The organism is Tolypothrix sp. FACHB-123, from assembly GCF_014697075.1.
Classification (GTDB): domain Bacteria; phylum Cyanobacteriota; class Cyanobacteriia; order Cyanobacteriales; family Nostocaceae; genus Aulosira.
The window spans coordinates 67,762-80,384 of record NZ_JACJRE010000004.1; the positions used below are offsets into that span (position 1 = coordinate 67,762).

At 41.6% G+C, this 12,623-nt stretch carries 9 protein-coding genes; 3 read left to right on the forward strand and 6 right to left on the reverse strand.

What is annotated here, in order from left to right; genetic code table 11:
• Positions 1-138: 138 nt before the first annotated feature.
• Both ispG and H6G41_RS34575 read right to left on the reverse strand, forming a co-directional pair.
• On the reverse strand, positions 139-1,365 hold the full coding sequence (gene ispG, locus H6G41_RS04100; RefSeq protein WP_190743859.1) for a (E)-4-hydroxy-3-methylbut-2-enyl-diphosphate synthase: 1,227 nt from the start codon (positions 1,363-1,365) through the stop codon (positions 139-141).
• A 550-nt stretch (positions 1,366-1,915) separates the two neighbouring features.
• Complete coding sequence (locus H6G41_RS34575; protein WP_199316029.1) at positions 1,916-5,047, reverse strand: LamG-like jellyroll fold domain-containing protein; 3,132 nt, start codon at positions 5,045-5,047, stop codon at positions 1,916-1,918.
• A 430-nt stretch (positions 5,048-5,477) separates the two neighbouring features.
• Here H6G41_RS34575 and H6G41_RS04125 point away from each other — a divergent pair, with 430 nt between their 5' ends.
• Positions 5,478-6,518: an isochorismatase gene (locus H6G41_RS04125; protein ID WP_190743861.1), complete on the forward strand. Its 1,041-nt coding sequence runs from the start codon at positions 5,478-5,480 to the stop codon at positions 6,516-6,518.
• A 286-nt stretch (positions 6,519-6,804) separates the two neighbouring features.
• On the opposite strand, the gene H6G41_RS04130 is transcribed toward H6G41_RS04125, so the two are convergent.
• Positions 6,805-7,683 (reverse strand): M23 family metallopeptidase, encoded by an 879-nt coding sequence (locus H6G41_RS04130; protein ID WP_190743863.1) that lies wholly within the window; start codon positions 7,681-7,683, stop codon positions 6,805-6,807.
• Between the two features lie 239 nt (positions 7,684-7,922).
• On the opposite strand from H6G41_RS04130, the gene H6G41_RS04135 reads away from it, so the two are divergent.
• A complete protein-coding gene (locus H6G41_RS04135) occupies positions 7,923-9,131 on the forward strand; it encodes an HhoA/HhoB/HtrA family serine endopeptidase (RefSeq protein ID WP_190743865.1) in 1,209 nt (402 codons plus the stop codon).
• Positions 9,132-9,219: 88 nt separating this feature from the next.
• Here the strand turns inward: H6G41_RS04135 and H6G41_RS04140 are convergent, their stop codons facing one another.
• The 3 genes from H6G41_RS04140 to ispD all read right to left on the reverse strand — a co-directional run bounded on the left by H6G41_RS04140 (position 9,220) and on the right by ispD (position 11,226).
• Positions 9,220-9,564 (reverse strand): DUF760 domain-containing protein, encoded by a 345-nt coding sequence (locus tag H6G41_RS04140; RefSeq protein ID WP_096644047.1) that lies wholly within the window; start codon positions 9,562-9,564, stop codon positions 9,220-9,222.
• 207 nt (positions 9,565-9,771) lie between these two features.
• Positions 9,772-10,314, reverse strand: a complete 543-nt coding sequence (gene scpB / locus H6G41_RS04145; protein WP_190743867.1) for an SMC-Scp complex subunit ScpB — start codon at positions 10,312-10,314, stop codon at positions 9,772-9,774.
• A gap of 231 nt (positions 10,315-10,545) precedes the next feature.
• Positions 10,546-11,226, reverse strand: coding sequence for a 2-C-methyl-D-erythritol 4-phosphate cytidylyltransferase (ispD, locus tag H6G41_RS04150; RefSeq protein ID WP_190743869.1), 681 nt, complete (start codon positions 11,224-11,226; stop codon positions 10,546-10,548).
• A gap of 69 nt (positions 11,227-11,295) precedes the next feature.
• Here ispD and H6G41_RS04155 point away from each other — a divergent pair, with 69 nt between their 5' ends.
• Positions 11,296-12,237, forward strand: coding sequence for a glycosyltransferase family 9 protein (locus H6G41_RS04155; RefSeq protein ID WP_190743872.1), 942 nt, complete (start codon positions 11,296-11,298; stop codon positions 12,235-12,237).
• The last annotated feature ends 386 nt before the right edge of the window (positions 12,238-12,623 follow it).

The following is a 12,623-nucleotide window of genomic DNA, read 5'->3' on the forward strand; positions in this document are numbered from 1 at the left end:
GCTGCGCCAGAGGAAAATTTTGTATAGTCAGTATGCTCAATCTAACACAGGGTATCACTGTAACAGAGGAGCATGTATTCTTATTACAGCAAAATACTTGGCAATCCGGCGACCATTGTGGTCGCCATTATTAAAATCTTAAGGATCTACCCAGCGTCCATCAGACTTGATGAGGTTAATTAATTCCTCTACACCCTGGTCTTCTGGGACTTTTTTAATTTCTTCTCTACCACGATATAAAGAAATATAACCGGGAGTTTTGCCTACATAGCCATAGTCCGCATCTGCCATTTCTCCAGGGCCATTTACAATACAACCCATCACTGCTATGTCCAACCCTGTTAAGTGCTTAGTTGCTTCTCGAACTTTGTGCAGTACTTCTTCGAGATTAAATAAGGTACGTCCACAGGAAGGACAAGCGACGTATTCCACCATTGTTTTCCGCAATCCCAAAGCTTGGAGAATGCTATAGCAGACGGGGATTTCTTTTTCTGGTGCTTCTGTTAGCGAGACACGGATTGTATCGCCAATGCCATCAGCGAGTAATGTGGCAATACCAGCAGTAGATTTAATCCGCCCATATTCTCCATCCCCTGCTTCTGTGACACCCAAATGTAGGGGATATTCCATACCAAACTCATCCATGCGCTTGGCCATGAGACGATAGGCAGCTACCATGACTGGTACGCGGGAGGCTTTCATGGAAATTACTAAATTGTGGAAATTTAGCGATTCACAAATGCGGATGAATTCTAAAGCTGATTCCACCATCCCCTCTGGGGTATCGCCGTAGGTAAATAACATTCTCTCTGCTAGAGAACCATGATTTACCCCGATGCGCATGGCTTTACCTTGATCTCTTAAGGAGACCACTAAAGGTTCTAAGGTTTCGCGGATTTTTTCGCCAATTTCATCAAATTCTGCTTTGGTATATTCACTTCTATTGGCATTTGGCTTTTCAAACACATACAAACCGGGATTAATGCGTACTTTCTCAATGTGCTTGGCAACTTCCAAAGCAATTTTCATACCGTTGTGATGCACATCAGCAACGATGGGTACGTCTTTGTAGGTTTTAATGAGTTTTTGTTTAATTTCCGCTAAAGCTTTGGCATGGGCCATACTGGGCACAGTAACGCGGACAATTTCGCAGCCAATCTCGTGTAGACGACGAATAGCTGCTACAGAACCATCGATGTCTAGCGTGTCTTCATTAATCATTGACTGGACTACTACAGGGTAGCCACCACCAATGGTGACATTTCCCACCTTTACCGGACGGGTTTTACGGCGCTTGATTGTTGTATCAAAGGTGAGTTCGCTAGATGTGGTGTTTACAGTTGTAACTGTGGGCAGAGTTTGCATAACCTCATTAGGTAAATTTGCTGTAGCGAAAATATCAAATTTCAAGTTCTCTGTTTTTCAGATTGCCACAGTTGGGGCGATTTTAGTCAACGCGGTAGTAAAAAAATAAGAAAGAGAGACAGAAGCAGAAATAAAGAAGATTTATCGATTTTTATCTCAACGGAAAATAGAGGATTTACCGAGCTTTTTTACTAGTTGGCGATCGCTCTGTTACTGAGTGATCAATGCTATCATTAATCGCAATTATTTTATCAAATCAGCTTTCATAAGCTTTATCTATGAGATGCATTAAGGCGCAGCTTTAATTACTACGGTATTTCTTGAGTATATAATTAACCAACTCGATCGCTAGAGTTTAAATCAGTGAATAAATATGATGAATTTTCAATAGTGAAGTTCCGATCGTTTAGTTGATTTAAAGATAAATTAATCATTAATTAAAAGAATACAAATATACTACTAAAAGTGGGAGAAAGAGAATCGTATATAAAAAGCGATCGCACTCACACATAATGCGATCGCCTGATAATTTCTGACCTATTTGCAGTATCTAACCAACACAGTAGTTGTAAGGAGCTTTTTCACCTGCTCGATCAACAATTGCCCAATGTTGCTCACTATTTATTTGATCGGCAATCAGCTCAAAAATCCAGCTAGTTTCGGTAGTTTCACCTCCTTCTAGCTCATGTCCCCTCTTTGCTGAGTACAAAATAATTTTGGCATTGGGTTGATTTACATAAGAACGCAACACTTCCATCGTTGTTGCTTTATCTGCATTCGGCGGTAAACCATCATAACCACCTGGATTGCCTAGCATTAAACTTAAAGGACTGCCGATATCATTCTCATCTTCAAGAAAGCTGCGGAGTGCTAGTTTTAAGGCTTCTGTAAATGTTACCTTACCACCCAAAGCAGTTTGTCTAATAATGGCACTGGGGCTAGCTTCAACAACTAATTGGGGTACGCCTAATTCAGCTTTAATACCGGCGATACTGTTAGTACCATAAGCCCAGGTAGAAACATTATTACCCTGAGCATCAAAAAGTTTGCCTTCATCCCCTGAATCTTTCCAAAGAGCTGTCGAACTACCAAAACTGAAACCACCTGATTCTGGGTGAACCTGATTGCTATAGACACGGAAACTCTTACCGGGCTGTAACAAAGTCCCTTTGCTAAAAGTGAACACTTGCTTATTGCTACCAGCAGAAGTGACTCGCCAACCTGACAAATCTGCTGGTGTAGTTCCTTTGTTGGTAATCTCGATATATTCGTCGTCTTGAGTTCGCTTAATCTTGCCTTTGTACAAAATCTGGGAAATGAATACATCACCTGTAGCCACAGCGGTTGGTTCTGGTTCTGTTTCTGTGTCCGCAGTTGGTGTTTGTGGTTGTGGTTGAGACGGAGTAGAGATTACCTGAACAGGTCGGCTATAAACCCCTAAACGAATTAATAAATCTTGCGGGCCGCCATGAGCACCGAAAAAGCCGATAATTTCATGACCCTCAGGCGCTTCTAAAACAAAGGGTTCGACTTCTTGCTTACCACTTCCGCCACCAAATACTTCAGACTTGACTCCTTTTTGGGTTTCAAACTGAAGAGTAATAATTTCTTCTTTGGGATACCCTGGTGCTTGTCTCCCCCAGCTACCCGTAATTTTAGTAATGTAATCTCCAGGTGCTAAGGATACTTGCACCTTGTTACCTCCACCACTACCGACAGAAGTTGTGCTGTAGATTTCTGCTGGACTAGAAGCGACATCTTCATATTCAACCTGGAGTGTACCAATAGCCCAAGCTACCATCATGGATACAGTTTTGATTCGCGATTTAGGAGAGTTATTTTTGGGCAGAAATTCAAAATCTTTGGCTGCGATTGAGCCGCCTTTTGGCCCTTGTTTTACCAGCGCTGCTTCTGCGTTCCCATTAGATATGACTTCTAGCATCCACTCGTTACCGATACCTGTGTGCCAAGTGGTGACACCCTGTGCTGTATCAGGACGATGTAAATAATCTCCTTTCCAAGATTTCAGCTTAATTTTGTTGTCGCCAATGAACTCGACAATCCACTCATTACCGATACCTGTATTCCAGGTGGTGACACCTTGTGCTGTGTCAGGACGATGTAGATAATCTCCTTTCCAGGACTTGAGTTTAATTTTGTTGTCGCCAATTAATTCTACAATCCACTCATTACCAATACCTGTATTCCAGCTAGTGACATCTTGTGCTGTGTCAGGGCGATGTAAATAATCTCCCTTCCAAGATTTCAGCTTGATTCTGCTATTCGTGAGTAGATTTATTGGTTGAGACGGTTTGATAGGGATTAGCTGTTGTTGCCAAGTGGCACTATGAATTGTACCGTTTTGACCGCAACCAGTTTTGTCAATAACTGTAGTACCAAAACCTTCATTTAAAGGCCAATAACCAACTAGACTAACTTCATTTCCTATGAGTCGGCTATGCATTTGCTGTTGAATTTGTTCTTGGCTGCGAGCAATATTCCAGACCCTAACTTCGGACATTTGACCATCAAAGTAACCATCATTTGACCAGTTACTTTTACCGATGTAGTTTTGTGTCCGGTTAATTGTCTCTGGAAGTTGTAGCTGTCCACTTTGGATTAATTGACCATTTTTGTAAAGTTTGCCAACCCCAGACTTATCAATAGTTGCAGCTAAGTGCATCCATTTCCCGGTTTCTAGCACTTCAGCGCTGGTCACTCGTTTTTCTCCAGCACTAGTTTTGACATCAATTGCTATTTGTTTGGTTGTGCCGGGATTAGCAAAAACAATATTATTTTTTCCGGCTCCATTGCCAAAATCAATGATTCTCGACCAATGTTTAAAGCTGTTGTATCGTACCCATGCTTCTACTGTAAATCCCTGAGAATAATCGATGTTTGTCCCTGGTAAAGAAACATAATCATCCTGACCATCAAAGTTGAGGATATGTTGCCGCAGTGCCGCAGGAAAATCATAAATGTCTTTGATATTTGCCTCAGACAATGGGCGATTATAAATCCGCACATCATCAATAACACCTTTGAAAAACTCAGTATTTGAGCCGTGTGCAGCACCAATTCGTAGTGTTAAGGAATTAGTTTTGATGGCTTCACTATTATGTTTTCCGGTACCATCAAGACGACCATCTAAATAAAATGTTGATACACCTTTAGAGAAAACTACGGCTACATGATGCCATTCATTTAAAGAAAATACAGTACTAGCAGAAACATTTTGCTGCCCTCCAGTGAGACGCAATTTTCTGCCAGTGCTGCCGTCATAGGTGTCGAAATTATAACCATCGTTCACACCAGCCGTTGTTTTATCAACCAGTCTGTATCCTCTTGATGTGTTGTCTTCTGCTTGTTTAATCCACAGAGAAATAGTGAAATTTTCAGTTAGGTTTAGTAGATCATTATGGGCAATTTCAATATAGTCATCAATCCCATCAAATTGATAAGCATTGTTAGGATTACCAAATCTATCGCTGGTGAGTGTAGCGCCGTAAACAGTTCCATGTAAGCTATGACCGCTGGTATCCTGTGCATTACCATTAAATGGATAATGAGCAATTAATCCTTGTTTGAGTAGTTCTCCTGCAAGTTGTTGAAACTCTGCATTACTCAATACCCATTCATCAGATTTACCTAGGATTTTGCTCTGATTTTCAGCTGCTTGCATATTATTTCTCTGATTTGTTGAGTTGAATAACCTATTGAGAATCAGTTATTGTTGCGATATTTTTGACAGTCTGACTCTCAAATATTAGTGAAAACTTATAGATTGCAATTTTCACTTACACGAGTTTATGCGCTGAATCATAAATATGTTTCAGTAAAATTACTGAGGATATCAATTTTTAGAAAAACTTAATATCACAAGGTTTTTAGCTGACTTAATCAAATTAAAAGCCTAAAATGAGAACAAAAATCATACAATAAATTTACTTGTATTTATACTGAGTTAAAATTTCTATACAATCAAAGTTAGTTAATCAAAGCTCGGTAAGTTAAAACAGCGATCGCTTTTGTTGTTGGAGATGTTGCGGCTAGTTTGTTTCACCATAGAAATAGGCCGCTTTCCAAAATTGTTACCTTAATCTCATCTCAATATGAATACTCAAACCACCAGCCTACTCCCAATTCCGCCACACTTTCACCCCGATAAAGTAGGCGAAGTTTGGCGTGTACCCTACCAAGAAATTGCAGCCCAAGCTGAAGTATGGGCAAAACAACATCAAATTTCCCCAGCATCTGTTGATAATCACCGGATTTGTTTACTTTTAATAGATGTTCAAAATACTTTTTGTATCCCTGAATTTGAATTATTTGTAGGTGGTGAATCCGGTAAAGGTGCAGTAGAAGATAATCGGCGTTTGTGTGAATTTATTTATCGGCATTTAGGGGTAATTACAACAATTACACCAACGATGGATACGCACACAGCAATGCAAATTTTTCATCCAATTTTCTGGATAAATTCATCTGGCGAACATCCAATAGCAGCAGCGACAAGTATTACCCCAAAAGATATAGAACAAGGTATTTGGCAAGTTAACCCCGCAGTTGCTAACAGTATTACTCGCGGCGATTATGAATTATTAGCAAAACATGCTTATCACTATGTTAAACAGCTTAGTCAAGATGGTAAATATCCCCTGACTGTGTGGCCTTATCATTCTATATTAGGGGGTATTGGTCATGCTTTAGTCTCCGCAGTAGAGGAAGCAATTTTCTTTCATTGTATTGCCCGTCAAAGTCAAACTCAATTTGAAATTAAGGGCGATAATCCCTTAACAGAAAATTATTCGATCTTACGTCCAGAAGTATTAATAGGTTTTGATAAAAATCCGCTGGCTCACAAAAATACAGCTTTAATTCAGCAACTGTTAGAGTTTGACGCTGTCATTATTGGTGGACAAGCTAAAAGTCATTGTGTTGCCTGGACAATTGACGATCTATTAACAGAAATTCAACAAGTAGATGTTAACTTAACTAAAAAAGTTTATCTGTTAGAAGATTGTACTTCTCCTGTGGTTGTTCCTGGGGTTATTGACTACACAGAAAAAGCTGATGCAGCCTTTAATCGGTTTGCCGCAGCCGGAATGCATGTTGTCAAATCTACCGAAGTTATGCAATTAATTCTGAATTAAATTAGTTAGATATTTATCTATGAATTAAGAGTTAGTAATAACTTTTAATTCTGTCTTTAATAGATAAATTATCTTGCAGGACACAACATTGTTGTGTCCCTATAACTCAATACGGTTCAGTTAAGGATAATTGTAGGTTGGGTTGAACGAAGTGAAACCCAACAAACTCCTGGAAATGTTGGGTTTCGTTCCTCAACCCAACCTACGCAGCTTAATATTTTTGGCGCTAACTGAACTGTATTGCCCTATAACTCTGTCGCAATTTTATTACAAATTGATATAAATCTTATTTCTTTAAATAAGCTTTTGGATCTTGAGCCACCCAACCAACAGATGAACTAGATCGCATTTCAAAATGTAGGTGAGGTTGTTTTGCGGTAGGTTGTCCAGTAGTACCAACGCTTCCTAACAAGTCTCCTTTGTTGACTTGCTGACCAGCAGTTACCTTGATACTGTCGAGATGGGCGTAACGGCTTTGGAGTCCGCCACTATGATTGATGATGACTAACTTGCCATAACTACCCTGTTCGCGGGCAAAGGCGACGGTTCCAGGTGCGATCGCTTGCACGGGTGTACCTACAGCTGCAAACAAGTCTATCCCACTATGGAAAAAGACTTCACCAGAATTAGGATTAATTTGCCAGCCATAAGGTAACGCCACAGTAGTAACGGCTGGTAAAGGATAGCCACTGATTTGGCTAGGCTGCTGATTCGATGGGGGAGGAGTAGTGAGAACGCGATTTGAGGAACCATTTACCCCAGGAACAAAGACAATTGTAGGATTTTGTTGACAACCATTAATTTCAAACATGGCGTCAGCACGAACTTTATACTTAGCTGCTACCTGTCGCCAAGTTTGACCTTGAGGCACTTCTACAACAATTCCATTGTATGGAGCAATCTGAAGTTCGCTACCAACAGTTACAGTGCCGTTTTTCACATTAGGATTCATACTGATAATAGTTGCCGGATTGAGATTATAGCGTTGGGCTATACTCTCTAGCGTTTCGCCACGAGCAACTACATGGCGCTGGAACCGAGATAGGGCAGGAGTCGGGCAACTCTCTACACCAGCCTTAGCACTTTGCCCGCCTGAGAGTATAAATCCTAGCCCCAAAGTGCTGATTAAACCACAGATAAACACTAGACGGTAGGGACGAGTCATGTATACCAGGAAAGAGAGGGTCAATTTTAAATTTTAAATTAGGTACTGGGGAGTAGAAGTGGATAGGGGGCTAGTAGTTCCCCATAACTTTGATGAAGGGCGATCGCGAGAAATTAAAATTACTTAATATCTACCGAGTCTTTCTTTACTGTTGTTTCAAGTTGATCTGTCCACTTGCTGTCTGCTTGACTAAACTTAGAAATTAGCAACTGCATTGCTGTCCTGAGAGTGAAATTATTATGAAGTTATCCGTAAAGCAACTGGCTGTCTATATATCTTTACTGTTAATTGGTGGTGGTGCAGGTTTGTTAGGTAGTCGTTATTTCCTGCCAAAACGTTACTCTTTTCAGGAATTAAAAAATGTTACAGCAGCTTTACCTCCAGAATCCGTAGCACCTAGTCCGGTTACAGGGTCAATAGGCGCGACTGGGGGCGATAATGTGAATTTTATTGCTACGGCTGTGCAAAAAGTCGGCCCGGCTGTGGTGCGAATTAATGCTACCCGTAAAGTCGCCAATCCGATTTCTGATGCTTTAAAAAATCCGCTACTACGGCGATTTTTTGGTGAAGATGAGCAACCAATGCCAGAAGAACGAATTGAACGCGGTACGGGGTCAGGATTTATCTTAAGTGCTAACGGCGAATTATTAACTAATGCTCACGTAGTGGCTGATACAGACACAGTACAAGTTACCCTCAAGGATGGTCGGACATTTGAGGGTAAGGTTTTAGGGGTTGATCCGGTAACTGATGTGGCTGTGGTGAAAATTCCTGCGAGTAAATTACCTACTGTCAAGCTAGGGACTTCGCAAAACTTGATTCCCGGTCAGTGGGCGATCGCAATTGGTAATCCTTTGGGTTTAGATAATACTGTGACAATTGGCATTATCAGCGCTACCGATCGCACTAGCGCTCAAGTTGGCGTTCCCGAAAAGCGAGTTAGCTTTATTCAAACTGACGCAGCAATTAACCCTGGTAACTCTGGCGGCCCTTTGCTCAACGCCCAAGGAGAGGTGATTGGTGTTAATACTGCGATTCGGGCTGATGCTCAAGGTCTTGGTTTTGCTATTCCCATTGAAACTGCTGCAAGGATTGCGAATGAACTTTTTACCAAAGGGCGTGTCGAACATCCTTTTTTGGGCGTGGAAATGACCGATTTAACTCCCACGAAAAAGCAGCAGATTAATCAAGAAAATCAGCTTAATATCCAGCAAGATGCTGGTGTTGTCATTAAAGGTACCCTAGACGATTCCCCTGCCAAACAAGCAGGACTACTTCCTGGCGACGTAATTCAAAAAATTAACGGCAAGCCAGTTAAAACCTCGGCCCAAGTGCAGAGGCTAGTCGAGTCGAGTTCCGTGGGCGACATCCTAGAAATCGAAGTCAACCGCAACGGCAAAACCCAAACATTCAAAGTGCAATCAGGGGCTTATCCTCAGAAAAAGTAACTAGGAGGATGTGAGAGGACAAGAGAGACACAATGTTGACAGTTAACAGTTAACAGTTAACTGTTGACAACTAACAACTGACTCTTGTCTATTGATTAGACAAATGATCTAACTGCATCCTCTGTTCCATCTGGCGTAGGAAATAGCCTGTCATCATTGCTGATGCTAAAAGACCCGCTAGGTTTTCCCGATCAGTTGTGATTTGCACGTTGAAATTTTCTGGGGGTAGCATTCCCACGAGTCCTTGGACGTTTTGCGAAATAATTTGCTTAATTTCGGGGCTTACGGACTGGGCAACGCGAGCTAAAACTTCAGGCGACTGATGCTGTAGGTATTTCAGCAGCTGATTGGGATTTTCCTCAAAGTAGTCGTTTAGAAGCTGATTGGCTTGTTCCTCAGAGTTGTCATTAAGAAAGTCAGGATTAAACTCCATTGGCAGTGTTTTGTAGCTTAGTTGCTGATTCTACTCTAAACCATAGTACAAGGGTAGTGCATTCCCCACGGGTATAAGCCCTCAGCTCTATCTTGGGGTAGGCTGAATTGGGCAGAGGAGCAGGGAGCAGGGGGAAAAAATTCAAAACTCAAAATCTCAGAAATGCCCAATGCCCAATGTCAAAAATATACCTCACAACCACACAAATTATTCTGCTACTGCCTCGGCTTCCAGTTCTAAATTTAGCTCTAATTGTTGTTCTTTTTGATTTGTGGCTAATATTTGAGGCAGTTGCTCGATTTGAAAATACTGATGAAATTTCGGCGTGACTTGTAACGAATAAGACCGAGAATCGCTGTCTCGGCGTTTTTTGACAAAACCAAGTTCCACTAGTTCGGGAACGTGTTGATATACTCCTGAACCACGCAGGTTAATTAAGTCGCTTTGCAGTATGGGGCTATTAAGGGCGATCGCGGCTAAAGTCCGCAATGCACCTAAGCCCAATTCTACAGGGATGAGAGTTTGTACTAAATCGTGAAAATCAGACCGCAATTGCAAACTATAACCATTTGCTGTCTCTACGACTTCTAAAGCGCTATCGCGGCGGGCATATTCGTCCATCAGTTCAATTATGCCTTCCTCGACTGTAGCGCGATCGCACGCGGCATACTCGGCGATTTCACCGAGCGACAAGGGCTTACCCTTCAAATAGAGAATTGCTTCTATCTTAGTCGCTGTGGCTGTAGTCATTAGTCCAGAGTCAATAGTCAATAGTCAATAGTCAATAGCAACTGACAAGTGACCAAAGAGGAGTTAGAAGTTTGAGGGATTATATCATTGACAATATGATTTGACAAGGGCATAGGGCATAGGGCATTGAAACAATTTTGGATTTTGGATTTTAGATTTGGAATCCAAAATCGCAAATCTAAAATCTAAAATTCCTTGTCCCCCTTGTCTTCCTTCCCTAGCCCCTAGCCCCTAGTCTCTGCTTTTGAGAATAAATTCTGCGATCGCTAAATCTTGGGGAGTAGTCACTTTCAAATTAGTCTCCTCACCTGGGACTATTCGCACTTCCATACCACACTTTTCAAATAAAGCTGCATCGTCAGTTACTTCCCAACCTTCGCGCACGCCTTGGGCGTGGCATTCTTTTAATAACTTCACATCAAATCCTTGAGGAGTTTGTGCCGCCCATAATTGGCTGCGGTCGGGGGTACTTTGGATTATGCCACGTTCATCTACAACTTTGATAGTATCTTTGACGGGAATAGCAGCAATTAAACCCGGACAGTGGCGAATTGCTTCAGCACAGGCATTAAGTAAATCTGGTGTGGCTAGACATCTCGCGCCATCGTGAATTAAAACTTGCTCTGCGGCGGCTGGTAGCGCCTGCAAGCCATTATAAACTGACTCTTGCCTGGTATAGCCTCCTTGAATGAATTCCACGGGTTTAGTCAGCTTTAAATCAGCGATAATTGCCCGAAAATCATCCCAATCAGTGGGTTGGGAGATAATCCCAATCCAAGTGATGCTAGTTGCCGCTTCGGCGGCTTTGAGAGTCCAAGTAATTAGCGGTTGCGATCGCACTTTGAGTAGGAGTTTATTGCGATCGCTCCCCATTCTTCGTCCTATACCCGCAGCTGGAATTAGTAAATACACAGAATTCTTCAATCTTTTGGCTATATATTTTCCCCTAAAATAGGGAGCGAGTAAGCGTCAATAAATATTATGCGAGTAGTAGCCCTTGTACCAGGCGGAATTGGCGAGCAAATTCTTTTGTTTCCGACTTTAGACGATCTGAAGCGTTCTTATCCCAATGCGCAGATCGATGTCGTAGTGGAACCCCGGTCAAAGGCTGCCTACCGGGTGAGCAAGTCAGTTAACGAAGTCATAAACTTTGATTTCAAAGATCGTAATAGTTTGGCAGATTGGAGCAACCTGGTGGGCATGATTCGCGATCGCGAGTACGATGTCGCCATTACTATAGGTAGAAGTTGGTTAGTCGGTCTTTTACTTTGGTTAACGGGAATTCCCACGAGAATTGGCTACCAAGGTAAAGGAGCGGTTTTTCTCACCAAAACTCTACCTTTCAACCCTTCTCAATATTTGCCAGAACTCTACCATCACTTGCTACAACCCTTGGGGATTCAGTCTTCTTGTCCAGAATTAACAGTGAATGTGCCAAAACCAGATATTGAGTGGGGACAAAAGGAACAACAGCGCTTAGGAGTTAATGAGACAGGTTATGTGTTAATTCATCCTGGTTCTAGCCAGTTATCGCCCATCTATCCTGCAAATAGCTGGCAGCAAATTATTCAAGAATTTCAACAAAAGCAGCCAGATTTGCCAATAGTCCTCGTGCAAACAGCGGAGGATGAACAGATTGTGCGATCGCTGTTGGAATCTTGTCATCATCTGAAGGTAACTGCCCCTGGTAATGTTGGTAAGCTGGCTGCGATCGTTGGTGGTGCTAGTTTGATGCTGACTACTGATAGCATAGCCCTGCAACTAAGTGTTGCAGTTCAAACCTATACTATCGCCTTATTTGCCGATATGGAGCCAGCACAGCTATTACCTAAGAGCGAGAAATTCTTGGGAATCAAATCTTCTACAGGTAAATTAGCAGATATTTCACCCAAAGTAATTTTAGAGAAAGTTTTGGGTGGCTAAACCAGCCTTTAGCCCCTAACTAATCATCTGTTGATGTTATAAAATCCGCTACAATGTAGCGGATTTAAGTTTATGTAGTAATATTTATTTTCGTTTATTCTCAAAAATCTGCTTACACATAAGGGAAAGCCAAAAAATAAATTATTCTGCTTTAAGTCGTTGGCTCTAAAAATTTATCAAACATCGTTAGCTTCGCCAAACTTTTGGGAAAGATAAAAATTGGATTCCTCCAATCCTCATATTTACGTTAAAACTAAAGACTAGCAACCTCAGCCTTAATCACTGAGGATACGTGGCTTTTGGGCGATCGCATTTTATCTCAAGCAACAAATTCGTTCAGCATATCAGTGAATCCAACGCCCTAAATTAGTGTTCCTTAGTCACTC